Genomic DNA, 23,861 nt, shown 5'->3' with positions numbered 1-23,861 from the left:
AAGCGTACCTCAGGCGGCACGCCTCTAGATGTCGTACAACAGCAGGCAACGATACCCGCAGCCCCGCCGGCCGGTCAAAACGGGGTCCGGCCGGCGGGGCAAGTGGGGCCGACATGACGGCCGTCACACCCCCGCGCGGGCCATCCGGCTACCCGGACGCAGGTACGCCACCCAGGTGACCACCAGCAGCACCAGGAAGAACCCGACGTAGAAGCGCAGTGCCGGCTGGATGCCCCCGTAGGTCGACCGGGCCCAGGCGTAACAGATCGGCACCAGGAAACCGCCGAAGGCACCGACCGCGGAGATGATGCCCAGGGCACCGGCGGCCTGCCGACGCATCGCCAGCATCACCTCGGGCGCGCCGCCCTGCTCCTCGCCCTTGATCTGGAAGATCCTGCTGATCATCCGGTAGGTCGAACCGTTGCCGACGCCGGTGGCCACGAAGAGCAGCAGGAAAGCCACGAAGAACAGGCCCATGCTGCGTCGTTCGACCGACCAGAGCGCGCCCAGGGCACCGATCGCCATCAGCACGAAGCTGGCCACCGTGACCCGGGCCCCGCCGACGAGGTCGGACAGGCGACCACCGAACGGCCGGCAGAGCGAGCCCACCCCCGCGCCGAGGAACGCCCAGGCCAGCGCGACGTCCGGCCGGCCGAACACCGAGTTGAGCAGGGTGGGGAAGGCTGCCGAGTAACCGATGAAGGAGCCGAAGGTGCCGATGTACAGCAGCGACATGATCCAGGTGTCGCGGTGCCGCAGCGAGGACCAGACCGGCCGCACGTCGGCCTTCGCCTCGACCAGGTTGTCCATGAACAGGTACGCGCAGACGGCGGCGATCACCGCCAACGGGATGTACATCAGGCCGGCCCGGGCCAACGCGAGCCCGCCGCCGAGCACGATCACCTGGGGCACCACGAACTGCACGACGGCGACCCCGATGTTCCCGCCCGCGGCGTTCAACCCCAACGCCCATCCCTTCTCCCGCTCGGGATAGAAGAAGGAGATGTTGGCCATGCTGGAGGCGAAGTTGCCGCCGCCGAGTCCGGCCGTGGCGGCGATCAGCAGCAACGGCACGAAGCCGATCTCCGGGTGCTCGACCGCCCAGGCCAGTCCGGCGCAGGGCACGATCAGCAGCAACGCGGAGATGACCGTCCAGTTACGGCCGCCGAAGACCGGCACGGCGAAGGTGTACGGCAGCCGCAGCAGGGCGCCGACCCCGCTGGGTACGGCGGTCAGCCAGAGCGCCTGGCTGGTGGTGAGCTGCCAGCCGGCGTCGCCGAGCCGGACGACGACGATGCTCCAGAGCAGCCACACCGAGAAGCCGATGTGCTCGGCGAAGATCGACCAGATGAGGTTGCGCCGGGCGACACCGCTGCCGATCCGCCGCCAGAAGGCCGGATCCTCAGGTGCCCAGTGCCCGATCCACCGACCCGGTCGGCGGTCCAGGCTCTCCTCTTCGATTACCGGCGGCTGCGCGCTCGTGGTGGTCATGGCGCAGAAGCTAGGGAGCTGCCGTTACCACGGCGTTCGCCGTTCGGGTCGGCCGGGCAACGGGGAGCGCACCACCAACCGGCGGCGGTGGTGAGGAGCGCGGTGCCGGCGGAGTTGCGGTCAGAGTTGCTGGAGGATACGCAACGCCCGGTCCACCCGCCGCATCGTCTCCGCGTCGGCGACGTCCACGCACTCGGTGAACCACTTCTTCATCGGCGAGGAGATCCGGTCGGGCATCACCACCTGCTCCCCCATCGGCACCGCCAGGGGCGAGTCACGCAGCAGTGCCGCCTCCACCACCTCGGCCACGATCACGATGGGCACCGCCGTGGAGTTGTAGACATCGGAACTGATCACCAGGCCGAGGCGCTCCCGGGCTCCTTCGATCCGCCAGACCTCGCCCCTACGCAGCACGCGGCGGACCACCGAAGAGCAGATCGTCGACCATGCCGACCTCCTGGGCATCGGCGAGCGAGGCGGATTCCAGATCCAACCCGGCGCGCCCGACCGCGGCGGCGTGCGCGGCGAAGACCTCGCGCAGCGCCTTCTCCCGGGCCGCCTGGTCCATCCAGGCGGAGAGCGAGAGCCCTTCCCGCTTGGCGAACCGCCGGGCGTCCGCGATCGTCTCGTCAGCGAACGACAGAGTCACCTTGGCTGTCATACCGGCAGACTACCCGTGGGTATGACTCCTAGTCATCCCCGAAGCACTCCCCTGGCCCGCCGGGCCACCGCAGCCGACCGCCCGAACACTCCCCTGCCTGTGCTGTCGAACTGATAGCGCCGACGGCTCGACGGGACACGCAGCAGACTGGCTGGCAGGGCCCTGAGACCTCGGGGCGCCGGTTCAGCCCGGCGCGTGGCCGCCGATGACGGCGAAGCGCCACGCCTTGAAGAAGCAGTCCACGTCCACCAGGCCCACCTCGGTCAGCCAACGGCACTGCTCCGTCACCGGTGCGGGGCGGTCGTAGGCCATCCGTTGCTCGGCAGCGGCGATCTCGGCGGAATCGGAACCGAGCGCCGCGACCTGCGCCAGCCAGACGTCGTGGTAACGCCGATCCAGCTCCGGGGTCGGGCCGGCCACCTGTTCGGCGTTGACGAGGACTCCACCGGGCACCAGCGACCCGGCCGCCCGCCGGTAGAGGTCACGCTTGGCGGAGTCGTCCAGGTGGTGAATGGCCAGCGCGCTGACCACGGCGTCGTACCGCCCGGCAGGCAACGGGTCAGCCAGGTCGGCCACCACCAACCGGTGCGCGACGCCCCGGCCGGCCAACTGCTCGGCGGCGACGGCAAGCATCTGCGGCGCGGCGTCCACGAGGGTCAGCCGCACGCCGGGCACGGTGGCGGAGAGCAGCGCCGACAGCAGACCGGTCCCGGCGCCGAGATCGAGCACCTCGGGCGTACGACCGGCCGCCAGGGCGGCCCGCAACGGTGGCGCGGCCACCTCGACGGCCGTGGTGTAGAACGCGTCGAAGCAGGGCACCAGCCTGCGCCGGGCGGCGTCGTAGCTACCCGCCACCGCGTCGAACGCATCGGCCACGCTCATGACAGCCTCCCAGATAACAGGATTTTCGTTCCACATTGTAGACCTCGCGAGCCGGCTCTCAGCCGCGGTGCGGTGTGAGCGGCTCTTGACAGGACCGAAACAAACGGGACGCGGACCGGAAACTGCCCAACGGCACGCTTTGCCGACATGACAGACGGTGCACGGCCGGCGACGCGACCGGGGCGGGAGCCTCGGGAGGTGGCCACCCACTGCCCGTACTGCGCTCTCCAGTGCGGGATGGTCCTGCGCGAGGAGGGCGACGCGGTAAGCGTGCTCCCCCGCCAGTTCCCCACCAACCGGGGTGGCCTGTGCCAGAAGGGCTGGACCTCGGCGGAACTGCTCAGCCACCCGGACCGGTTGACGAGTCCCCTGCTGCGCGACCCGACCAGCGGCGAGCAGCGCCCGGCCAGTTGGGACGCCGCGCTGGACCGGATCATCACCGGCATTCGCGACGTGCAGGAGAAGCGCGGCCGCGACGCGGTCGCCGTCTTCGGCGGGGGCGGACTCACAAACGAGAAGGCGTACGCGTTGGGCCGGTTCGCACGGGTGGCACTGGGCACCCGGCACATCGACTACAACGGACGGTTCTGCATGTCGTCGGCCGCAGCCGCCGGCATGCGGGCCTTCGGCGTGGACCGGGGGCTGCCGTTCCCGCTGTCCGACCTGGGTCGGGCGGACACCCTGCTGCTGGTCGGCGCGAACCCGGCGGAGACCATGCCGCCGCTGATGCGCTGGCTGACCGAGCAACGGGAACGGGGCGGCCGGCTGATCGTGATCGACCCGCGGGTCACCGCCACCGCCCGCCAGGCCGACCTGCACCTGCAACCGCTGCCCGGCACCGACCTGGCGGTGGCCAACGCGCTGCTGCACATCGCACTGACCGAGGGGTACGTCGACGGCGAGTACATCGCCACCCGTACCACCGGCTTCACCGCGGTGCGACGCACCGTGGCGGGGTGGTGGCCGGCGCGCGCCGAAGCGCTCTCCGGCGTGCCCGTGGCCGACCTGGAGGAGACCGCGCGAGCCCTCGGCAGCGCCGGACGGGCGATCATCCTCACCGCACGCGGCGCCGAACAGCACGCCAAGGGTGTCGACACCGTCACCGGCTTCGTCAACCTCGCCCTCGCGCTCGGTCTGCCCGGCCGTCCCGGCTCCGGCTACGGCTGCCTCACCGGGCAGGGCAACGGGCAGGGCGGCCGGGAGCACGGGCAGAAGGCCGACCAGCTCCCCGGGTACCGACGCATCGACGATCTGGAGGCCCGGGCCCACGTCGCCCGGGTCTGGGGGGTGCCCGCCGACGAGCTGCCCGGGCCGGGCGTGCCGGCGTACCAGCTGCTGGACTCGCTCGGCACCGACCAGGGGCCCCGGGCGCTGCTGGTGTTCGGCTCGAACCCGGTGGTCTCCGCACCCCGCGCCGCCCGGATCGAGGGCCGCCTGCGCGACCTGGACCTGCTTGTCGTCGCCGACTTCCTGCTCTCCGAAACGGCCGCGCTGGCCGACGTGGTGCTGCCCACCGCCCAGTGGGCCGAGGAGGACGGCACGATGACCAACCTGGAAGGGCGGGTGCTGCGCCGCCGGGCGCTACGTCCGCCCCCGGCGGGTGTCCGCACCGATCTGGCGATCCTGGCCGCCCTCTCCGCGCGTCTCCGGCCGCCGGTACGGCCGCCGTCCGACGACCCGCGCACCGTCTTCGCCGAGCTGCGCCGTGCCTCGGCCGGCGGCCTCGCCGACTACGCCGGGATCAGCTGGGACCGGATCGACGCGGCCGACGGCGTCTTCTGGCCGTGCCCGGACGACGAAGGACCCGACTCCCCCCGGCTCTTCACCGACCGCTTCGCCACCGCCGACGGGCTGGCCCGGTTCCACCCGGTGGAGCACCGGCCGGCGGCCGAGGAGGTCTGCGCCGACTACCCGCTGTACTTCACCACCGGCCGGGTACTCGCCCAGTACCAGTCCGGCACCCAGACCCGCCGGGTGGCCGCGCTGCGCCGGGCGGCTCCCGAGGCGTTCGTGGAGCTGCATCCGGACCTCGCCGAACGGCTGGGCGTCGCCGACGGCGAGCCGGTACGGGTGCTCTCGCGGCGTGGCGAGTTCCAGGCACCGGCCCGATTGAGCCCCGGCATCCGACCGGACACCGTCTTCGCACCGTTCCACTGGAGTGGACGGGCACGGGCGAACTCGGTCACCAACGACGCCGTCGACCCGATCTCCGGGATGCCGGAGTTCAAGATCTGCGCGGTACGGGTGGAGAAGGCATGACCGGGCGCAGCGAGCGGGTCGTGGTGGTCGGCAACGGAATGGCCGGTGCCCGGGTGGCGGCGGAACTGCACGCCCGTGGCGAGGACCTGAAGGTCACCGTGCTCGGCGCGGAACCGCACCCCGCGTACAACCGGATCATGCTGTCCACCCTGCTCACCGGCAAGATCGGCGAGTCGGACGTGGAGTTGGCGGAGGTCGCCGGACGCGGCGTGGACCTGCGTACCGGGGTGACGGTGAGCGCGATCGACCGCGCCACCGGCCAGGTACGCACCGACGACGGCGACCGGATCCCCTACGACCATCTCGTCCTCGCCACCGGCAGCCGCGCGGTGGTGCCTGCGCTGCCCGGGCTCGACCCGGGGCGCCTCCCGGAGCGCGTGATCCCGTTCCGCACCCTTGACGACTGCCGACGCATCCTCGCCCTCGCCGGTACCGCCCGACGTGCCCTGGTGCTCGGGGGCGGGCTGCTCGGCCTGGAGGCCGCCCGAGGGCTGGCCCTCCGAGGGCTCGACGTGGGCGTGGTGCACCGGGTGCCGTACCTGATGGACCGCCAGCTCGACCCGGCCGCCGGGGCCATGCTCGCCGGTACGCTCACCAGTCTCGGCGTGAGCACCCACCTGGCGGTGGAGCCGACCGCGGTACACGCCGACGCCGCAGGGGTGCGGCTGGAACTGTCCGACGGTCGGTCGCTCGACGCCGATCTGCTGGTGCTCGCCTGCGGCGTACGCCCCGACACCGCTCTCGCCGCGGCAGCCGGCCTGGCCGTGGAACGGGGTGTGCTTGTCGACGACCGGCTGCGGACAAGTGACCGGCGCATCTCCGCGATCGGCGACTGCGCCCAGCACGACGGCACGCTGACCGGGCTGGTGGCACCGGCCTGGGCGCAGGCCCGGGTGGTGGCCCAGGTGGTGACCGGGCAGGACCCACTGGCCCGGTACCGGCCACGACCGGCGGTCACCCGACTCAAGGCGGCCGGCATCGATCTCGCCGCGATGGGTGACCCGACGGGTGGGCCCGGCGAGGAGCTGACCTTCGCCGATCCGGCCCGGGGCACCTACGCCTGGCTGCGCATTCACGACGAGCGGTTGGCCGCCGCGATCCTGCTCGGCGACAACCCCTCGGTGGGCACGGTGATTCAGTTGTTCGACCGTGGTCACCCGGTGCCCACCGACCGGCGCGCACTGCTGCTCGGCCGGGCGGTCGGCGGCGCCGTCGCGGCACCGGCCGCGTCACCGGCGCTGATGCCGGACGCGGCCACGGTCTGCCAGTGCAACACGGTGAGCAAGGGGGCCCTCGTGCGGTGTTGGCGAAACGGTGCCCGCACTGTCGACGCCGTCGTGGCGGGGACCCGGGCCGGCACCGGCTGCGGCGGATGCCGCGACGCGGTCGCCGGCATCGTCGACTGGTTGTCCAGAACGGATCCGGTGGAGGTGGGGCGATGACCGGCGGCAACGTGGTCGTCATCGGCAACGGCATGGTCGGCCAGCGGTTCGTGGACGCGCTGCGGGCCCGGGACCCACAGGGACGGTGGCGGGTCACGGTGCTCGCCGAGGAGAGCCGGCCGGCGTACGACCGGGTGCGGCTCTCGGCGTACTTCGACGGTGCCGACGAGGAGGATCTGAACCTGCACACCCCGCACGACGGGGTCGAGTTGCGGCTCGGCGAGCCGGCCACCGGCGTGGACCGGAGCCGCCGGGTGGTGACCACGTCCGCCGGCGAGTACCCGTACGACTTCCTGGTGTTCGCCACCGGGTCGTACCCGTTCGTGCCGCCGGTGCCGGGAGCGGACCTGACCGGCGTCTTCGTCTACCGGACCCTTGACGATCTCGCCGCCATCCGCCGGTACGCGAAGGACCGCCGCACCGGCGCGGTGATCGGCGGCGGGCTGCTCGGCCTGGAGGCGGCGAACGCGCTGCGCCTGCTCGGGCTGACCACAAGCGTTGTGGAGTTCGCCCCCCGGCTGATGCCGGTGCAGGTGGACACCGCCGGCGGCGCGATGCTCCGCCGCTACGTCGAGGATCTGGACGTGTCCTGCCACCTGGGCGTGGCGACCACCGCGCTGCGGCCCGGCGTGGACGGGGCGGTGGCCGCCCTGGAACTCGCCGACGGTGCGGTGCTCGACGCCGACCTGGTGGTGGTGGCCGCCGGCATCCGACCCCGCGACGAGCTGGCCCGGGCGGCCGGACTCGACATCGGTCCACGCGGCGGCGTACGTGTGGACGACGGCTGCCGGACCACCGACGAACGGATCTACGCGGTCGGCGAGTGCGCGGCGGTCGACGGCACCTGCTACGGCCTGGTCGCCCCCGGCTACGCGATGGCGGAGGTGGTGGCCGACCGGCTGGTCGGCGGCGCCGCCACCTTCCCGGGCGCGGACACCGCCACCAAGCTCAAGCTGCTCGGTGTCGACGTCGCCTCGTTCGGCGACGCGCACGGCGCGACACCTGGCTGCCTGGACGTCACCTGGACCGACCCGGCCGCCCGGGCGTACGCCAAGCTGGTCCTCTCCGACGACGCGTCGACGCTGCTCGGCGGGGTGCTGGTCGGCGACGCCAGCGCGTACCCGACGCTGCGGGCCAGCGTCGGCGGGCCGCTGCCGGCCGCTCCGCTGGCCCTGCTGGCCGGCGACAACGCGGTGGGGGCCACAGCCGGTGCCCTGCCCGCGACCGCCCAGGTCTGCTCCTGCAACGCGGTGACCCGGGCGGACATCGACACGGCCATCGCGGACGGCTGCGCCGACGTGGCCGCCCTGAAGGCGTGCACCCGGGCCGGGACGAGCTGTGGCTCCTGCGTACCGATGCTGAAGCAGTTGCTCGACGCGGCCGGAGTCGTCCAGTCGAAGGCGTTGTGCGAGCACTTCGACGTCAGCCGGCAGGAGCTTTTCGACATCGTCCGGGTACGCGGAATCAGGACGTTCTCCCGGCTGATCGCCGAGCACGGGCGGGGGCGGGGTTGCGACATCTGCAAGCCGGTGGTCGCCTCGATCCTCGCCTCGCTCGGCAACGGTCACATCCTCGACGGCGAGCAGGCCTCGTTGCAGGACACCAACGACCACTTTCTGGCGAACCTGCAACGCGACGGAAGCTATTCGGTGGTGCCCAGGATCCCGGGTGGGGAGATCACCCCGGAGAAGCTGATCATCATCGGCGAGGTGGCCCGTGACTTCAACCTCTACACGAAGATCACCGGTGGGCAGCGGATCGACCTGTTCGGCGCCCGGGTGGACCAGCTGCCGCAGATCTGGCGTCGGCTGGTCGACGCCGGGTTCGAGTCCGGGCACGCGTACGGCAAGGCATTGCGCACGGTGAAGTCCTGCGTCGGCTCCACCTGGTGCCGCTACGGGGTGCAGGACTCGGTCGGCCTGGCCGTCGCCCTGGAACTGCGCTACCGGGGCCTCCGCGCCCCACACAAGATCAAGTCGGCGGTCTCCGGCTGCGCCCGGGAATGTGCCGAGGCCCGCAGCAAGGACTTCGGCATCATCGCCACCGAGACCGGCTGGAATCTCTACGTCGGCGGCAACGGCGGCTTCCGGCCCCGGCACGCCGACCTGTTCGCCACCGACCTGTCCACGGAAGCGCTGGTCACGCTGATCGACAGGTTCCTGATGTACTACATCCGTACCGCCGACCGGCTGCAACGCACCGCCGCCTGGATCGAGGCGATGGAGGGTGGCCTGGACCATCTCCGGGCGGTGATCGTGGACGACTCACTCGGCCTCTGCGCCGAACTCGACGCCGCGATGGCCCGGCACGTGGTGTCCTACTCCGACGAATGGCGTGACGTGCTGGGCGACGCCGACCGGCTGCGCCGGTTCACCTCGTTCGTCAACGCGCCGGAGGTACCCGACCCGTCGATCACCTTCGTCACCGAACGCGGACAGCCGGTACCGGTCGGCGGACATCCATCCGGCGCGCAGGGCGGCCAACCGGTCGCGCTCGGCCTGCCGGAGGTGCGTCGATGACCACCGCGACGACGCTGAGCTGGGTCACCGTCTGCCCGTTGGATCGCCTGGACCCGGACCGGGGCGTCGCCGCCCTCGTCGCCGGGGTGCAGGTGGCGATCTTCCGGACCGCGGACGGGCTGTACGCGATCGACAACCTCGACCCGGTTTCCGGGGCGTACGTGCTCTCCCGCGGGATCGTGGGCAGCCGGGGCGAGGTGCCGACTGTCGCGTCGCCGCTGCACAAGCAGGTGTACGACCTGCGCACGGGGGACTGTCTCGACCTGCCGGGCGTTTCGGTCGCTCGGCACCAGGTCCGTTGCCACAACGGCATGGTCGAGGTGCGGCTGCGACAGGAGGGCTGATGCGCGAGGAACTGGCCGGCTTCACCATCGGGGTGACCGCCGACCGGCGGCGGGACGAACTCGCCGCGCTGCTCCAACGGCGCGGCGCCCGGGTGGTGCTCGCCCCCGCCCTGCGGATCGTGCCGCTCGCGGACGACACCGAGTTGCGCGAGGCCACCCGCGCCTGCCTGGAACGCCCACCCGACATCCTGATGGCCAACACCGGCATCGGGATGCGCGGGTGGCTGGAGGCCGCCGAGGGTTGGGGGCTCGCCGAGCCGTTGCGTGGGGTCCTCGGCGACGCGTACGTGGTGGCCCGGGGTCCCAAGGCCCGCGGCGCGATCCGGGCCGCCGGGCTGTACGACCAGTGGTCCCCCGCCTCGGAGAGCTGTGACGAGGTGGTCGACCACCTGCGTCAGCGTGGGGTGTCCGGTCAGGTGATCGCCATGCAGCTGCATGGCGAACGGCAGCCGGAATGCACCCGTGCGCTGGAGGATGCCGGCGCCACAGTCATCGAGATCCCGGTCTACCGCTGGGCCCCACCGACCGACCCGGCACCGTTGCACCGGCTGGTCGACCTGGTGGCGGGGCGGCTGGTCGACGCGGTCACCTTCACCTCGGCGCCGGCGGTGGAGGCGCTGTTGCGGGCTGCCGGCGATCGGACGGAGGCGGTGCTGGACGCGCTGCGCAGTGACGTGCTTGCCAGTTGCGTCGGGCACGTCACCGCCGAGCCGCTGGTCCGGCGGGGGGTGCCGGTGAGCGCGCCGAGCCGGGCCCGGCTCGGCGCGCTGGTCCGCACCATCGTCGACGAACTGCCCCGCCGTACGGTGACCATAAAGGTCGCCGGGCATCTGCTCACCCTGCGCGGTCACGCGGCGGTGGTCGACGGTGAGCTGCGTCCGCTGGCCCCGGCCCCGATGGCGGTGTTGCGGGCGCTGGCCCAGACCCCGGGGCGGGTGTTGTCGCGTACCGCCCTGTTGCGGACGCTGCCGCGCGGCGCCGACGAGCACGCCGTGGAGATGGCGGTGGCCCGGCTGCGGGCCGGCCTGAAGGCACCGCGCGTGGTGCAGACGGTGGTCAAACGGGGCTACCGCCTCCGCGTCGACTGAGCGGCACGCCACAGTCCACGTCGACGCAGCGGCGCACCACCCGCCGGCCCGGTCACGGCCGGGCCGGCGGGTGGCACCGAAGACTCGGGGGCCTAGCCGACCGGGGTCGGGAAGCCCCGGTCGTGCTCGGCCTGGAGTCGCGCCATGGCGTGCTCGACGACAGTCACCAGGACCCGCTTGACCGACTCGCGCTGCCGGGCGTCGGTCATCACCAACGGCACGTCCGGCGAGATGGCCAACGCCTCGCGCACCTCGTCCAGCTCGTACTGGGGTGCGCCGTCGAACCGGTTGAGCGCAACCACGTACGGCAGGTTGCGGTTCTCGAAGTAGTCGAGCGGGGCGAACGCGTCGGTGATCCGGCGGGTGTCCACCAGCACCGCGGCACCCACCGCGCCCCGGATGATCTCGTCCCACATGAACCAGAACCGGGTCTGCCCAGGCGTGCCGAATAGGTACAGGATCAGATCCTGCGCCATGGTGATGCGGCCGAAGTCCATGGCGACCGTGGTGGTCTCCTTGCCCGGCACCTTGGACGGGTCGTCGATGCCGACTCCCGCCGAGGTCATCACCGCCTCGGTGGTCAGCGGTGTGATCTCGGAGATCGCACCGACCAGCGTGGTCTTACCGACACCGAAGCCACCCGCGACGACGATCTTCGCGGAGATGATTCCCCGGCTCTGGCGGGCCCCGGCGGGGTCATAGCTCGCGAAGTCCACTCAGCACCCTTCCCAGCATTTCCATCCGCTCCTCGTAACCTGTGGCGGGAGCGGCCGTCTGTAGCGTCAACAGGCCTTCGGCCACCATGTCGGCGACCAGGACCCGGGCGACACCCAGCGGCAGCCGGGTGTACGCGGCGATCTCCGCCAGCGACTCGGGCCGGCCCTCGCAGACCATGGCGATGCGATGCTTGTCGTGCCCGGCGAAACGTGATTCGGCGATCTGGGTGGGACTGGCCACCAACACCGCTTCCAGAGCGATGTCCTGCAACGGCTCGGTCCGGCCACGGGTGACCGCGTACGGTCGGACCAACGCACCCCGTGGGTCACGTTGCCGATCCATCCGCGATCACCTCCTCTGCCTTCCGCCGGTCCGGTGCACCCGTTACGACCGCACCGCGTCCCGGGGCAGCGGCACCAGCGCGGCACCGACCCGTTCCACCAGGAGCGCCATCTCGTAACCCACCTGGCCGACGTCGCAGCTACGCGCCGCGAGCACCGCCATCGACGACCCGTCACTGATGGACATCAGGAACAGGTAGCCACTGTCCATTTCGATCACTGTCTGCAACACCCCGCCGGCGCTGAACATCCGTGCGGCGCCCTCGGTCAGGCTCACCACGCCGGAGGTGATCGCAGCGAGCTGATCCGCCCGGTCGGTGGGCAGGTCCCGCGAGGAGGCGAGCAACAGCCCGTCCGCGGACACCGCCACCACGTGGGCGATGCCCGCCACGCTGTCGGCGAAGTTGCTGAGCAGCCAACCCATGTCCTGTATGGCCGCTGGCCTGTTCATCGGCTCGTCTCCTTGGTCGAGGTGCTGTTCTGACTCGCTCCGGCCGTCCGACCACGCTGGACGCCTCGGTGGTAGGCCGACAGCAGACCGCGTACTTCGTCGGGGGTCCGGCGGCCGTGCTCACGCCCGCCGCGTGGCTCGATGCCACCGGGCACGAGCTGTGCCTGGGGCACCCGCACCGGCAGCCCCGACCGGGTGGTGCCGGCGGGGGTGGGCTCGGCCGCCCGACTGGCCCGTGACCAGCCCTCGTCGGCCGCCGTCCGCCAGGCCTCGTCCTCCGGTTGGCCGGTTTCGGGCCGGGCGGACTGCGGTGGCGCGGACGGTGGTGGCGGCGGGGGCGAGGTCGGCGGCGCGCTCGGCGCCGGACCGGTCGTGCTGGCGGACGAGGAAGTGTACGACGGTGGCGGCGCGGGCGTCGCGGCGGCGGCCGCACCCGGCGTGCGGGTTGGCAACGGACTCCGTCCCCTGGTCGGCTCGACCGGGGGCGCCGCCGGTGGGCCGGCGGCCGCCTGCGGCGCCGGCTCGTCGAACTGTGGCCGGCTGAAGATCGTGGTGACGTCGTTGCCGTGCGACCGGAACCAGACCGCCTCCATCTCCCGGAAGATGGGCGCCTCGGAGGACTGCTCGGGCGGGACGGTGATCGGACGCGTGGCGGGTGGGACGGTGGCGGCCAGGCTGGCGCCCAGCCCACGGAACCCGGAGCCGTCGAAACCGCCGCCGCCCGGCTGCTGGCCGGCGGTCGGCGCGAACCCCGTCGGTGCGGCGACCCCCGCGCCCGCGACCGGTCCCACCGGCAGCCCGGGTGCGGCGGCCTGGCTGTGGTCGCCGGTACCCCGGCTCGGCAGCGGTTCGAGGGTGGGCTGCGCGACAGTTGGCGTACCCGCGTTGAATCCGCTGAAGGCGGGCGGCGGCGTACGGGTCGGGGGTGGGTCGACGGGGGCCGCCTCGGTGGCCGGCCAGGGGGTGCCGGAGGGAGTGCCGTTGTGCCACCTGTCGACAAGGGTCGCGGTGTTGCCGCGCCCGGTGACCCCGGCCGGATCGCCGAGGCCGACCGACGCGAGCGGGGGCTGCTCGACCGCGAGCGGCTGCCGGGGCCGGGTGATCGCCTGGTCGCGACCACGCAGACTGGGCAGCACCACGGTGGCGGCGGGCAGGGTGACCTGGGCGACGGTGCCGCCCTCGACGTTGCGGCGCAGCTCGACCCGGATGCCGTAGCGGGCCGCCAGGCGGCTGACCACCGCCAGACCCATCAGGCGGAACGCCGCGACGTCGACGGTGGACGGCGCGGCGAGCCGACGATTGAGCGAATCCAGCTGCTCGTCGGTGAGACCGAGACCCCGGTCCTCGATCTGGATGAGCACGTAGTCCCGGATCCGCCGCCCGTCGGCGACCACCGTGGTGTTCGGTGGCGAGAAGCGGGTGGCGTTGTCGAGCAGTTCGGCCACCAGTCGCACCACGTCGTTGACCGCGTGGGCCGCCACCGACACGTCGGTGTCGACAGTGCCGAACTCGATCCGGTTGTAGAGCTCCACCTCGGACTGGGCGGCCCGCAGCACATCCACGAGCAGTGCGTCGTCGCGGCGCGGCACGGCCGAGTCGGCCCCGGCCAGCACGAGCAGGTTCTCGTCGTTGCGGCGCATCCGGGTGGCGAGGTGGTCGAGCTCGAAGAGCTGGGCGAGCCGCTTCGGGTCCTCCTCGCCGCGTTCGATCGCGTCCAGCTCACCGATCATGCGGTCGACGAGCGTCTGACTGCGTCGGGCCAGGTTCAGGAACATCGCCGAGACGCTGGTCCGCAGGGCCGCCTGTTCGGCGGCGACCCGGACCGCCTCCCGGTGCACGACGTTGAAGGCCAGCGCGACCTGTCCCACCTCGTCGCGGTTGTTGAGCTGGATCGGGTCGCGTACCTCGCGGACGATCTCGTCGACGCTGCCGTCGCTGACGTTGCCCATCCCCTGTAGCCGGCGCACCGCCTCCGGCAGGTCGTGGTTCGCCACGGAGAGCGCGCCTTCCCGCAGCCGGCGCAGGGAGTGGTTCAGCGAGCGGGCCAGCACCACGGCCAGGGTCACCGCGATGATCAGGGTGAGCAGCACCAGCGTCGTCTCCACGACGGCCTGCCGAATGACGTCGGTGCGGGCCTGCTCGGCCTGGGCGAGCAGCCGTTTCTGCAGCTCGATCTCGGCCCACCGCATCAGCTCGTTGACCGCGCCGATCGCTGCGGTGGCCTCCTGGGCGGTGAACGGCGCCCGCTGGTTGACCGACCGGCTGAGGTCGGTGGCGATCCGGTCGGCAAGCACCACAGCGTCACCGGAAACGGTGCTCTCGACCAACGCCCGCTGCACCGGGTCGGCGGCGAGCGAGAAGGCCACCAGCGCCTCCTGCTGCCCGGTGAGGGTGGCCACGAAGGCGGAGAACTGCTCGTTGTCCAGCCGGCCGCCGCTGAGAGCCGTGAAGGCGACCGCCTCCTCCTCGGCGACGGCCGCCTTCGCGCGGGCGAAGGCGGCGACCGCCCGGCGGGTGTCACCGAGTTCCTCGTCGCCAGGCAGCTGGGCCAGCCCGTCGCCGTAGGCGACCAGGTCGTTGAGGACCACGCCGTAGCGCAACGCCGCCTCGGCGACCTCCATCTGCTGGCGGGCGAGCACCTCCTGCCGGGTGCCGTCGAGGGTGTCCAGGTGCGCGTCGATGGCCGCGAGCCGGTCGCGGATCGCGGCCGGCGCGTCGCCGACCCGGGCCCGCTCCTCGCGGTACTCGTCGATCCGCTGCTGGGTCTGGCGAACCCGCAGGTTGTACGCGTCGGCTCGCTGCTGCGGTGCGGCGAGGAAGGCCGCCGCCGCCATCCGTTCGGCGTGCAGCTCGTTGGTCAGGGCGGAGACGTCGATGGACAGGGCCGTGAGTGCGCGGGACTGACTCGCGTCGTAGGCACCCTCACCAACGGAGACCAGGCGGACCGTGGCCAGCGCGATGACCGCCGCCACCGGCACGACCAGAATCAGCGCCAGCTTGGACCGGATCCGGGCGTCGCGCAGCCGGGGCAGCCGACCGCCGTTTTTCGGCGCGGCGTCACCGCTGGCGGGCAGGGTCGTCGGTCCGGTGCTCACGACATCGCCTCCGTCGTTTTCTTCCCGCCAGAACCGCCGATCCGTTCGTCGAGCGACGGCCGGCGCCACACGCGGCACGGCCGCGATTTCATCAGACGAGATCGTGTTTGGGAAGCCGCAGGAGGGCAGGAAACGGTCGGACGGCACGCAACCCGTGATCCGGTCAACTAATACCTACATTTCCACAGCGCCCCTGAACAGGGCATGTAACTCCAGAGTGGCCATACGTGTCGCCACAGTGAGCATTTGAAAACATCTGGTTACACCAACATGTGGGATCGGTGTCCCGAAACGCCTTCGCTGACCCGCTTGACCGCAGCGCCCGGCATTGGCAAGGTTTTGCAGGCTTCGCGCACACGGTACGGCAGCGCCGTCTCATTATCCACAGAGGACGGACGGCCCACCGGTGACCGGGTCCCGCCCGTGCCGCATCAGGAGGACAGAGTTGACCCCCTTCCGCTCCGCGACCGCCACGGCGCTCGTGTCGACAGTGCTCGCCACCACCCTCGTCGGCTGTTCATTCGGCGGAGACGAGCAGGACACGAGCCCGATCGTGATCGGTGCCGACCTGGAACTCTCCGGTGCTGCGGCCGGGGTCGGCAAGGCGTACCGGCAGGCCCTGGAACTGAAGCGCGACCAGTTGAACGCCTCGGGCGCACTGAACGGGCGCAAGGTCGAACTATTGTTGAAGGACAACCGATCCGACGCCAGTGAGTCACTGCGAAACATCGTCGACTTCAGCAACGATAAGCGGGTCACCGCCATCATCATGGGTGGCTGCAACGAATGCGCTGTCGGTGCGGTGCGCACGGTCAATGAGAACCAGATCCCGACCGTCGCGCTCGCCGCCGCCGGCGCAGTGGTGAACCCGGTCGCGGAACGTCGCTACATGTTCAAACTGGCCCCCAACGCCGACGACAACGCCGGGGCCCTCACCGTCGAACTGCGCCGCCGCAACATCGACACGGTGGGGCTGCTACGCAGCGACGACGCCTACGGCCAGGAGGGCGCCACGGCCCTGCGCCGCGAGTTCGGCAAGGTCGGCATCCGGGTGGCGGCCGAGGCGTCCGTCCGGGCGACCGACACGGAACTGGACGGGCCGGCCGGCCGGCTGGCCGCGGCCGACCCCGACGCGCTTGTCATCTGGACCCCGCCGGAGCAGGCGATGCTCGCCTCCAGCGCGGTCAAGCAGGCCAACTACACAGGTGCCCTGTTCCTCGACGCCTCAGCCGCGGGCGACCTCTTCCTCGGCGCGGCCGCCAGGTCCGCGGAACGGGCCACCCTGGTCTTCACCCAGACGATGGTGATCGACGACGTCATCGCGACCACCCCCGCGAAGGCCGCACGCCGTCAGTGGTTCCAGGACTACACGGCCCGCTTCGGCGGCTACCACGGCTCCGCCTCCTTCGCCGCGGACGCGATCCAGCTCATCGCCGACGCGGAACTGCGGGCCGGCGGACCCGTCGGCGAGATCGACCGGAACCGGCTCCGCGACGTGCTGGAGACGTCCCAGATGGACGGCCTGTCCGGTCCGATCCGGATGACGCCGGACAACCACTCCGGGCTGATGCCGCAGGCGCTGACCACCCTGATCGCCCGTAACGGCCGGTGGCGCCTGGCGAGCTGATCAGCGTCGCCGGTTGCGGTGGGTGTGGCCGCACCGCAACCGGCTCCGGGCGGTCAGGCTTGATCCCTCCGCCGGTCGCGGTGTGGCCACACCTGCGAACGGGGGGACGACGACCGACCCTCAGCCGTCGGTGATCTCTTGGGTGGCTGGTGTGGTCAGCGGCTGGAGGTGGTCTCCCGCAGCCAGGGCAGGCTGCGCCGCTCGATGAGGACCAGCGCGGCGTAGAGCAGGATGCTGACCAGGGCGACGAGGATGATCGCCGCCCACGCGGTGGCGGTGTCACCGATGCCGGCGTACTGCTGGATCACGTAGCCGAGGCCACCCTCACCGGCCTGGAACTCGCCGATCACGGCACCGATCGCGGCCAGCGGCATGGCGACCTTCAGCCCCACGAAGATCTGCGGGAGCGCGGCCGGGAAGCGGACCTTGCGGAACGCCTGCCAACGGGAGGCGTTCCAGGACCGCACCAGTTCGGCCAGTTCGGCCGGGGTGGTGGTCAGCCCGGTGGCGGTGGACAGCACGATCGGGAAGAAGCAGAGCAGGAAGACCATTGTGAGGATCGGCTTCTGGCCCCAGCCGAGCGCCACCACCAGCAGCGGGCCCAGGGTGATCTTCGGAACCGCGTTCACCGCGACGAGCAGCGGGGTGAACATCCGCTCGACCGTCCGGGAGGCGGCCAGCGCCAGGCCGATCAGCACCCCGGCCACGGCGGAGAGCGCGAAGCCGATCAGGATCTCGCCGGTGGTGGCGACGGTGTGCTCCAGCAGCCGGGCCGGCCGCTCGGCGAACGCCGCGAGCACGTCACCGGGCGGCGGCAGGGCGGCCGGGTGGATCAGCTCCAGCCGGGCCACCAGCCACCAGAGACCGAGCGCGACAAGCAGACCGGCGACCGGCAGCAGCGCGGCCGTCGTACCCGAACGCAGATCACCCGCTCCCCACCGCCGGCCACGCGCCACGGCCGGGGACTGCTCGGGTGCGAGCGTCGCTTCCGGCTGCCGTGGACGGACGTCGGTCATCGGATCCTCCTGCGGTTCGGCGCATTGATGAGTGGGGAGCGGAGCACGCCGCACCGGCGATGCGGTGCGGCGTACCTCCGTGTGGTGCCGAACGACCTCAGGCCTTCGGTGCGAGGTTGAAGTCGATGATTTGGTCGGGGGTGAGGTCCGACTTCAGGGCGCCGGCGCCGCGCAGGATCGCGATGCTCTTGGCGACCCGGCCGCTGTCCAGCGTGCCCAGCGCGGTGCCGGAGTTGCTGGAGCGGACGTACCCGGCCATCAGCTGCAGCTCGGCGGCGGCTGCCGCGGGCACCACCGCCTCGGCGTTCTTGGCCAGGATCTCGGCCGCCTCCTGCGGGTTCGCCAGGGCGTACTCCAGGCCCTTGAGCAGCGCCTCGGTGAACCGCTTGACCTGTTCCGGCTTCTCGCTGGCGTACTGCTTCGAGGTGATCAGCACGTTGCCGTAGAGATCCTGCATGACGTTGCTGTACGGCAGCAGGACGGCCTTCTTCTTGGTAACCGCCTCGATGGTCGGCTGGCCGACGACGAACTGGCCGATGCCGTCCACCGAACCGGAGGCCAGCGTGCCCATCAGGGTCTGCGCCTCGCCGTTGACCCACTTCACCTTGGTGTAGTCGATGCCGGCCATCCGCGCGTACGTCGGGAAGAGGTTGCGGACCACCGAGCCGGGAGTGTCGGCGAGAGTCTTGCCCTCCAGGTCCTTCGGGGTGGTGATGCCCGTGCCGTCGACGGTGGCGATGGCGGCCATGGTGCGCTGCTGGATGGCGGCGACCGCGACGAAGTCCTTGGCGTCACCGTTGCCGAGCTGGAGCAGCCCACCGGTCAGGTCGATCGGGCCGAAGTGCGCCTGACCGCCGACGACCGTCTGGATCACGGCGCCGGTGCCCTGCCCCGGCTTGATCTCGACGTCGAAGCCGGCGTCCTTGAAGTAACCCTTCTCCTTGGCCACCCAGGCGTAGGAGTCACGCCCGAAGTTGCCGAACGAGGTGAGGTACGTCACCTGCTCCAGGGACGAGCCGACGTCGTTGCCGTCAGCGTCATCCGAGCCGCTGCTGCACGCGGAGACCAGGGCGAGGGCGGTGGCCATCGTGGCCGCGGCGACCGTACGGGTCAGCCTTCTCATCAGTGCACCTTGTCCTTTCCAACCGGGGCGTCGGGCCGCCGGAAGGGAGTTGTCGGGGCGGCACCGGCAGCCGGATGGAAGCCGACACCGCGTATCGAGGGGGACTCTCGCGGGCACAGCGTACGAGAACCCCACAGTTGCGACGCCAGGCGTATCGGGTTGCGGAACGGATACAAAGTGATGTCCACCCCGGACGGTGCGATACCGGGTCGAGGCCGATAGCCTTTGCCAGTTCCTGACTTTCCACTCAGGGGAGGCCCGTCGGCGATGATCCGACTCTCCGAGGTGTCCCGCACCTTCGACGGCCGCGCCGGCCGGGTCGAGGCGCTGCGGGGCATCGACCTCGACGTCACCGAGGGCGAGTTCGTCGCGGTGCTCGGCCGCTCCGGGTGCGGCAAGTCCACCCTGCTGCGGCTGATCTCCGGTCTGATCCCGGTCACCTCCGGCGAGGTGACCGTCGCCGGCAAGCCGGTCACCGGACCGCGCCGGGACATCGCCATGCTGTTCCAGCGGCCGGCCCTGCTCCCCTGGCGCACCGTCCTGGACAACGTCCTGCTGCCGGTGGAGGTCTTCGGCTGGAAGCGGGCCGCGCACCGCGACCGGGCTCGGGACCTGCTCGACGTGGCCGGGCTGTCCGGCTTCGAGAAGCGGCTGCCGCACGAGCTGTCCGGTGGCATGCAGCAGCGGGTCTCGCTGTGCCGGTCGCTGATCGGCGACCCCCGGGTCATGCTGATGGACGAACCCTTCTCCGCGCTCGACGCGCTCACCCGCGAGGAACTGGCCGGCGAACTCCAGCGGGTGCACATGCGCAACGGCGCGACAGTCGTCTTCGTCACCCACTCCATCGACGAGGCGGTGCTGCTCGCCGACCGGGTGGTGGTGCTCAGCCCGCGCCCCGGCCGGGTCCGCAAGATCGTCGAGGTGAGCATTCCCCGCCCGCGCACCCTGGGCCGCAACGCGCACCTGGCGGACGTCGCCCGGGTCAGTGCCGACCTGCACGAACTGCTGATGGAGCGCGACCAGCCGGTGGAAGCCGGTACGGAGGGACGATGAGCGGGCGCAGCGAGCGACTCATTCGGCTCAGCGCGTCGGTGCCGCGTCGCGCCGCCGAGCGCAGCGGGGTGCCGCGATGAGCATGCGGGTGGCCGTCTTCACCGAGCCGCACCGGGGCGCCACCTACGACGACCAGCTCCGCTTCGCCCAGCTCGCCGAGCAGGGCGGCTTCGACGCCTTCCTCCGGGCCGATCACTACCAGGCCATGGGCGACGAACCGGCCCCACCCGGACCGACCGACGCCTGGCTGACCCTTGCGGCGCTCGCCCGGGAAACCAGCCGGATCCGGTTGGGCACGCTCGTCACCTCGGCGACCTTCCGGCTACCCGGCCCGCTGGCGGTGATGGTGGCCCAGGTCGACCAGATGAGTGGCGGCCGGGTCGAGCTGGGCATCGGCGCCGGCTGGTACGCCCGGGAGCACGTCTCGTACGGCATCCCGTTCCCCAGCACCAGCGAACGCTTCGACCGCCTCGCCGAACAGCTCGAAGTGATCACCGGCCTGTGGCGCACCCCGTCGGGCGGGACCTTCAGCTACGTCGGTGACCACTACCGGCTGGCCGACTGTCCGGCCCTGCCCAAACCGGTGCAGACCCCGGGACCGCCGGTGATCGTCGGCGGGCGAGGCCCCAAGCGCACCCCGGAGATCGCCGCCCGGTACGCCGACGAGTTCAACGTTCCCTTCACCAGCGTCGAGCAGGCCCACGAGGCGTACGAGCGGGTGCAGGAGGCGTGTCAGCGGGTCGACCGCGCCGGCACCGGCCGCCGACCGTTGACGCTCTCCGCCGGCATCGTGGTGGCGATCGGTCGTACCGACAGCGAAGCCCGACGCCGGGCGGCGCCGCTGCACGTCAAGAGTGCCCTGCCACCCGAGGACCCGGTGGTCGGCTCGCCGCAGCAACTGGTCGACCGGATCGGCGAGTTCGCCGCGATCGGCACCACCCGGGTGCATCTACGCCTGATCGACCTCACCGATCTGGACCACCTGGAGCTGATCGCCGCCGAGGTGCTCCCCCGACTGGACGGAACCCGATGACCCAGACGCCGCCCGACCTTTCCACGCTCGGCCCCGAACCCGCGCTCGGCCCGGTGGGGCAGGAGATCGTCTTCGAGAACGACCGGGTCCGGGTCTGGCACATCCGGCTGGAGCCCGGTGAGCGCCAGCCGCTGCACCGGCACGACCACCCCTATCTCGTGGTCGCTGTCCAGGGGGCGAAGAACATCGTGCAGACCGTCGACGGTGTGCAGATCGACGCCGACGAGCCGACCGGTGGAGTGGTCTACCGCGATTCGGGTGCGGTGCACATGCTCACGAACGTCGGCGACACGACATACCTGGCCCGGCTGGTCGAGCTCAAGTAGACCCGCCGCGAGCAGGTCATACGTACGTCCACGGCGTGCCGGTGGCGATTGGTGGAAACGGACCGTAACGTGCCGGTCATGGCCCATCGGACATCGAGCCGACTACTGTTCACCGCCTTCGGCGTGAGCCTGCTGGCCGGTGCCGGTCAGCTCGGCCTCGCCTTCGGCTTCGGGATCGTCCGGCTCACCGGCACCTTCACCGGCACGAGCATCAACCAGTGGCCGGCACAGCTCGTCTGGGCTGGCTGGTTCGCCACGAACGCCGCCGTCATCGGTGCCGTGCTCACCGAACGGCTGGCCCGTCCCGGTGGGCAGCTCACCGGCACTGCCCGGCAACTGGCCGTCGCGGGCAGCGCGGCGCTCGGTGCCACGGTCGTGGCACCGCTGTGCATGCAGCCGGCCCGCAGCGCCGAACTCATCTCGGTCGATCCGGTCTGGGCCGTGGCCATCTGCGCCGGTCTCGGCGCGGTGGTCGGGGCCGGTGCCGCGCTGGCCGTACTGGTCCGGCCGCCGCTGGCCTGGAACATGGCAGCGGTGGCCGCGGTGATCTGGCTGCTCGCGTTGCTCTCGGTGCTGCCCTCGCTGGGGGCGACCGGACCACTGACCCCGGTACGCCTCGGCGTGTTGGAGCCGTCCTGGCTCGCCGCCGGCACCGCGCAGCAACTGGCACTGCTGATCCTGCCGATGGTGACCCTGCTGGCCGGCGCGGCGACTGCGGCGGTGGCCCGGTGGCGTGGCCATCCGCCGCTGGTCAGCGGGCCCAGCGGAGTCGCCGGTCCGGTGCTTGTCGCGTTCGCCTACCTGGCCGCCGGCCCGGGTGACACGGGCGACAGGTACCAGTTGACCCCCTACTACGCAGCGCTGATCGCAGTGATGGTCGGCGCGCTCGGTTCGGCCGCCGCAGCCCTGCTGCCCTGGACGGCCACCGGCCGGCTCGCCCACCGGGCCACCGCGCCCGCCAACCCGACCGCCATCGAGCCGACCGCGATCCTCCAGCCGCTGCCGGCGACCCCCGCGCTACCCTCGCCGACCGGCGCCTCGGCCGACCCGCCGGCCACCCCGGTCGTCGTCCACGGCCGCACCGAGGCCGACCCGTCGACCGGCGGCACCCGCTCCGGCGACGGTCACCGGACCGCCGCCACCTCGGACGGCTCCCCGCCACACTGGCACTGGCCGATCGCGCACACCGATCCGTCCGCCGCCACGACCACGCCGACCACCAGCGACGCGGGTACTCCCGGCCAGGTCGCCGCCCTCAGCGCACCATCGGCAGCCGCACCGACAATCGGCACCGGGCCCGCCGACGTCGAGCGGCCCTGGGACGGCCTGCGCTCCGACGCGAGCGACGGCACCGACGACGGCGAACGGGCCGACGGTGCCCGCCCTGCTGACGGCGGTGCCGAGCCCGCGAACGACGCCGGCAGCCGAGCCGACGCCGTCGAACCCGCGGGCGACGCCGGCAGCCGAGCCGACGCCGTCGAGCGCGTAGCCGAAGCCGAGAGGCGAACCGACGCCGCCGAGCGGGCGCACAGCGGCGAGGGGCCGCGTGACACGGCCGGGCTGGAGTCCGGTGGCCAGCCGACGGTGGGGACCGACGGAAAGCCCGGGGCGGCGATCGATCCGGCGCCGGTTGGTGACGGCAGCGACCTGCCCCAGCCGGCACCCGCCACCATGGAGAGGGGCGCTCCGGTGGCCCCCGCCGGAAAGGCTCCGACCCCCCGACGCACCCGCGCCCCCCGCACACCGGCGCCGTCGCCGCCGCCGGGCTCGCCGCCCGCGACAGCAGCGGCGCAGCAGACACCGATCGTCGAGCCAGCACCAGCACCAGCACCAGCACCAGCACCAGCACCAGCACCAGCACCAGCACCAGCACCAGCACCAGCGAATGATGCCGGCGGCGGGGCGACGAGCGAGGCGCCACCTCGGCCCCGGCAACGGTTCGCGCTGCCCGACCTCGGTCGCGCGGCGGCCGGGCCCGACGCACCGGCCCGCCCCGACGCACCGACCGGGCCCGGCATCGCAGCGGCGCTTCCGGAGACCCCGGAGGTCTCCATCGAGACGGCCGCCACCGCCCGGGACCTCTCGGCCGCCTTCACGAAGCCACCCGCCGTCCTGGCCGAGGAGGTCCAGCCGGACGGCGAATCGGAGAAGGGCCGACGCGGGCTGTTCCGGCGAGGCAGGTCCCGCTCCGGAGAAAATGCCACGACCGAGCACGACGAACCGCTGCCGGCCCAGGACGAGGAGTACGTGGACTGGGTCGCCGGGCTCAGCCGGCCGCTCGACGACGAGCCCACACCGCCGAAGGAGCCGCGCCGCTCCCTCCGGTCGCCCGGACGACACCACCGGCGCTGACCGCCGGCACACCAGCATCACTCGCCGGCAACCGCACCGTC

The 23,861-nt window shown here is 72.0% G+C and carries 20 protein-coding genes; 10 read left to right on the top strand and 10 right to left on the bottom strand.

What is annotated here, in order from left to right; translation table 11 throughout:
* Positions 1 to 123: 123 nt before the first annotated feature.
* The 4 genes from AB0I71_RS25630 to AB0I71_RS25615 form a co-directional block, all read right to left on the bottom strand.
* The gene (locus AB0I71_RS25630) at positions 124 to 1,491 is read right to left on the bottom strand and encodes a nitrate/nitrite transporter (RefSeq protein ID WP_357588709.1); all 1,368 of its coding nucleotides are present in this window, start codon (positions 1,489 to 1,491) and stop codon (positions 124 to 126) included.
* A gap of 120 nt (positions 1,492 to 1,611) precedes the next feature.
* Positions 1,612 to 1,917, bottom strand: a complete 306-nt coding sequence (locus AB0I71_RS25625) for a type II toxin-antitoxin system PemK/MazF family toxin (RefSeq protein ID WP_357588706.1) — start codon at positions 1,915 to 1,917, stop codon at positions 1,612 to 1,614.
* Positions 1,895 to 2,152 carry a hypothetical protein gene (locus AB0I71_RS25620; protein ID WP_155214581.1) on the bottom strand — a complete coding sequence of 86 codons (258 nt, stop codon included), beginning with the start codon at positions 2,150 to 2,152 and terminating at the stop codon, positions 1,895 to 1,897. The genes AB0I71_RS25625 and AB0I71_RS25620 overlap by 23 nt, the downstream gene beginning before the upstream one ends.
* 183 nt (positions 2,153 to 2,335) lie before the next feature.
* A complete protein-coding gene (locus AB0I71_RS25615) occupies positions 2,336 to 3,034 on the bottom strand; it encodes a class I SAM-dependent methyltransferase (protein WP_357588704.1) in 699 nt (232 codons plus the stop codon).
* A gap of 147 nt (positions 3,035 to 3,181) precedes the next feature.
* Here AB0I71_RS25615 and AB0I71_RS25610 point away from each other — a divergent pair, with 147 nt between their 5' ends.
* The 5 genes from AB0I71_RS25610 to AB0I71_RS25590 are packed head-to-tail and all read left to right on the top strand — an operon-like array spanning position 3,182 to position 10,686.
* Positions 3,182 to 5,293 (top strand): molybdopterin oxidoreductase family protein, encoded by a 2,112-nt coding sequence (locus AB0I71_RS25610; RefSeq protein ID WP_357588702.1) that lies wholly within the window; start codon positions 3,182 to 3,184, stop codon positions 5,291 to 5,293.
* Positions 5,290 to 6,735 (top strand): FAD-dependent oxidoreductase, encoded by a 1,446-nt coding sequence (locus tag AB0I71_RS25605; protein WP_357588700.1) that lies wholly within the window; start codon positions 5,290 to 5,292, stop codon positions 6,733 to 6,735. The genes AB0I71_RS25610 and AB0I71_RS25605 overlap by 4 nt, the downstream gene beginning before the upstream one ends.
* The gene (nirB, locus tag AB0I71_RS25600; protein WP_357588698.1) at positions 6,732 to 9,254 is read left to right on the top strand and encodes a nitrite reductase large subunit NirB; all 2,523 of its coding nucleotides are present in this window, start codon (positions 6,732 to 6,734) and stop codon (positions 9,252 to 9,254) included. Before AB0I71_RS25605 ends, nirB begins: the two co-directional genes overlap by 4 nt.
* Positions 9,251 to 9,598 (top strand): nitrite reductase small subunit NirD, encoded by a 348-nt coding sequence (nirD, locus tag AB0I71_RS25595; protein WP_357588696.1) that lies wholly within the window; start codon positions 9,251 to 9,253, stop codon positions 9,596 to 9,598. The genes nirB and nirD overlap by 4 nt, the downstream gene beginning before the upstream one ends.
* Positions 9,598 to 10,686, top strand: a complete 1,089-nt coding sequence (locus AB0I71_RS25590; RefSeq protein ID WP_357588695.1) for a uroporphyrinogen-III synthase — start codon at positions 9,598 to 9,600, stop codon at positions 10,684 to 10,686. Before nirD ends, AB0I71_RS25590 begins: the two co-directional genes overlap by 1 nt.
* Positions 10,687 to 10,778: 92 nt before the next feature.
* Here the strand turns inward: AB0I71_RS25590 and AB0I71_RS25585 are convergent, their stop codons facing one another.
* Genes AB0I71_RS25585 through AB0I71_RS25570 form a run of 4 tightly spaced genes read right to left on the bottom strand, consistent with a single transcriptional unit; the run spans position 10,779 to position 15,290 of the window.
* Positions 10,779 to 11,402 carry an ATP/GTP-binding protein gene (locus AB0I71_RS25585; protein ID WP_203997167.1) on the bottom strand — a complete coding sequence of 208 codons (624 nt, stop codon included), beginning with the start codon at positions 11,400 to 11,402 and terminating at the stop codon, positions 10,779 to 10,781.
* Positions 11,383 to 11,745 carry a DUF742 domain-containing protein gene (locus tag AB0I71_RS25580; protein WP_099849651.1) on the bottom strand — a complete coding sequence of 121 codons (363 nt, stop codon included), beginning with the start codon at positions 11,743 to 11,745 and terminating at the stop codon, positions 11,383 to 11,385. The genes AB0I71_RS25585 and AB0I71_RS25580 overlap by 20 nt, the downstream gene beginning before the upstream one ends.
* A gap of 42 nt (positions 11,746 to 11,787) precedes the next feature.
* Positions 11,788 to 12,195 carry a roadblock/LC7 domain-containing protein gene (locus tag AB0I71_RS25575; protein ID WP_099849649.1) on the bottom strand — a complete coding sequence of 136 codons (408 nt, stop codon included), beginning with the start codon at positions 12,193 to 12,195 and terminating at the stop codon, positions 11,788 to 11,790.
* On the bottom strand, positions 12,192 to 15,290 hold the full coding sequence (locus AB0I71_RS25570; RefSeq protein WP_357588692.1) for a sensor histidine kinase: 3,099 nt from the start codon (positions 15,288 to 15,290) through the stop codon (positions 12,192 to 12,194). The genes AB0I71_RS25575 and AB0I71_RS25570 overlap by 4 nt, the downstream gene beginning before the upstream one ends.
* Before the next feature lie 445 nt (positions 15,291 to 15,735).
* On the opposite strand from AB0I71_RS25570, the gene AB0I71_RS25565 reads away from it, so the two are divergent.
* Positions 15,736 to 16,917: an ABC transporter substrate-binding protein gene (locus AB0I71_RS25565; RefSeq protein ID WP_357588690.1), complete on the top strand. Its 1,182-nt coding sequence runs from the start codon at positions 15,736 to 15,738 to the stop codon at positions 16,915 to 16,917.
* A gap of 155 nt (positions 16,918 to 17,072) precedes the next feature.
* On the opposite strand, the gene AB0I71_RS25560 is transcribed toward AB0I71_RS25565, so the two are convergent.
* Positions 17,073 to 17,933 (bottom strand): ABC transporter permease, encoded by an 861-nt coding sequence (locus tag AB0I71_RS25560; protein WP_357588688.1) that lies wholly within the window; start codon positions 17,931 to 17,933, stop codon positions 17,073 to 17,075.
* A 97-nt stretch (positions 17,934 to 18,030) separates the two neighbouring features.
* Entirely contained in the window at positions 18,031 to 19,056 is a 1,026-nt protein-coding gene (locus tag AB0I71_RS25555) for an ABC transporter substrate-binding protein (protein WP_357588686.1), read from the bottom strand.
* A 267-nt stretch (positions 19,057 to 19,323) separates the two neighbouring features.
* Here AB0I71_RS25555 and AB0I71_RS25550 point away from each other — a divergent pair, with 267 nt between their 5' ends.
* From AB0I71_RS25550 to AB0I71_RS25535, 4 genes are all read left to right on the top strand, one after another.
* Complete coding sequence (locus AB0I71_RS25550; RefSeq protein WP_357588684.1) at positions 19,324 to 20,109, top strand: ABC transporter ATP-binding protein; 786 nt, start codon at positions 19,324 to 19,326, stop codon at positions 20,107 to 20,109.
* Positions 20,110 to 20,191: 82 nt separating this feature from the next.
* Complete coding sequence (locus AB0I71_RS25545; protein WP_357588746.1) at positions 20,192 to 21,142, top strand: LLM class F420-dependent oxidoreductase; 951 nt, start codon at positions 20,192 to 20,194, stop codon at positions 21,140 to 21,142.
* Positions 21,139 to 21,468, top strand: a complete 330-nt coding sequence (locus tag AB0I71_RS25540; RefSeq protein ID WP_357588682.1) for a cupin — start codon at positions 21,139 to 21,141, stop codon at positions 21,466 to 21,468. The genes AB0I71_RS25545 and AB0I71_RS25540 overlap by 4 nt, the downstream gene beginning before the upstream one ends.
* A gap of 78 nt (positions 21,469 to 21,546) precedes the next feature.
* Entirely contained in the window at positions 21,547 to 23,820 is a 2,274-nt protein-coding gene (locus AB0I71_RS25535; RefSeq protein WP_357588680.1) for a hypothetical protein, read from the top strand.
* The last annotated feature ends 41 nt before the right edge of the window (positions 23,821 to 23,861 follow it).

Source organism: Micromonospora sp. NPDC049891 (assembly GCF_040660295.1).
Taxonomy (GTDB): Bacteria; Actinomycetota; Actinomycetes; order Mycobacteriales; family Micromonosporaceae; genus Micromonospora.
This window is presented reverse-complemented; position numbering and strand designations above follow the sequence as displayed.

Excerpts from the sequence above, each read along its gene's own strand:
- AB0I71_RS25630 (WP_357588709.1), bottom strand. The coding sequence starts at position 1,491 with ATGACCACCACGAGCGCGCAGCCGCCGGTAATCGAAGAGGAGAGCCTG.
- AB0I71_RS25620 (WP_155214581.1), bottom strand. The coding sequence starts at position 2,152 with ATGACAGCCAAGGTGACTCTGTCGTTCGCTGACGAGACGATCGCGGAC.
- AB0I71_RS25615 (WP_357588704.1), bottom strand. The coding sequence starts at position 3,034 with ATGAGCGTGGCCGATGCGTTCGACGCGGTGGCGGGTAGCTACGACGCC.
- AB0I71_RS25610 (WP_357588702.1), top strand. The coding sequence starts at position 3,182 with ATGACAGACGGTGCACGGCCGGCGACGCGACCGGGGCGGGAGCCTCGG.
- AB0I71_RS25605 (WP_357588700.1), top strand. The coding sequence starts at position 5,290 with ATGACCGGGCGCAGCGAGCGGGTCGTGGTGGTCGGCAACGGAATGGCC.
- nirB (WP_357588698.1), top strand. The coding sequence starts at position 6,732 with ATGACCGGCGGCAACGTGGTCGTCATCGGCAACGGCATGGTCGGCCAG.
- nirD (WP_357588696.1), top strand. The coding sequence starts at position 9,251 with ATGACCACCGCGACGACGCTGAGCTGGGTCACCGTCTGCCCGTTGGAT.
- AB0I71_RS25590 (WP_357588695.1), top strand. The coding sequence starts at position 9,598 with ATGCGCGAGGAACTGGCCGGCTTCACCATCGGGGTGACCGCCGACCGG.
- AB0I71_RS25580 (WP_099849651.1), bottom strand. The coding sequence starts at position 11,745 with ATGGATCGGCAACGTGACCCACGGGGTGCGTTGGTCCGACCGTACGCG.
- AB0I71_RS25575 (WP_099849649.1), bottom strand. The coding sequence starts at position 12,195 with ATGAACAGGCCAGCGGCCATACAGGACATGGGTTGGCTGCTCAGCAAC.
- AB0I71_RS25560 (WP_357588688.1), bottom strand. The coding sequence starts at position 17,933 with ATGACCGACGTCCGTCCACGGCAGCCGGAAGCGACGCTCGCACCCGAG.
- AB0I71_RS25555 (WP_357588686.1), bottom strand. The coding sequence starts at position 19,056 with ATGAGAAGGCTGACCCGTACGGTCGCCGCGGCCACGATGGCCACCGCC.
- AB0I71_RS25550 (WP_357588684.1), top strand. The coding sequence starts at position 19,324 with ATGATCCGACTCTCCGAGGTGTCCCGCACCTTCGACGGCCGCGCCGGC.
- AB0I71_RS25545 (WP_357588746.1), top strand. The coding sequence starts at position 20,192 with ATGCGGGTGGCCGTCTTCACCGAGCCGCACCGGGGCGCCACCTACGAC.
- AB0I71_RS25540 (WP_357588682.1), top strand. The coding sequence starts at position 21,139 with ATGACCCAGACGCCGCCCGACCTTTCCACGCTCGGCCCCGAACCCGCG.
- AB0I71_RS25535 (WP_357588680.1), top strand. The coding sequence starts at position 21,547 with ATGGCCCATCGGACATCGAGCCGACTACTGTTCACCGCCTTCGGCGTG.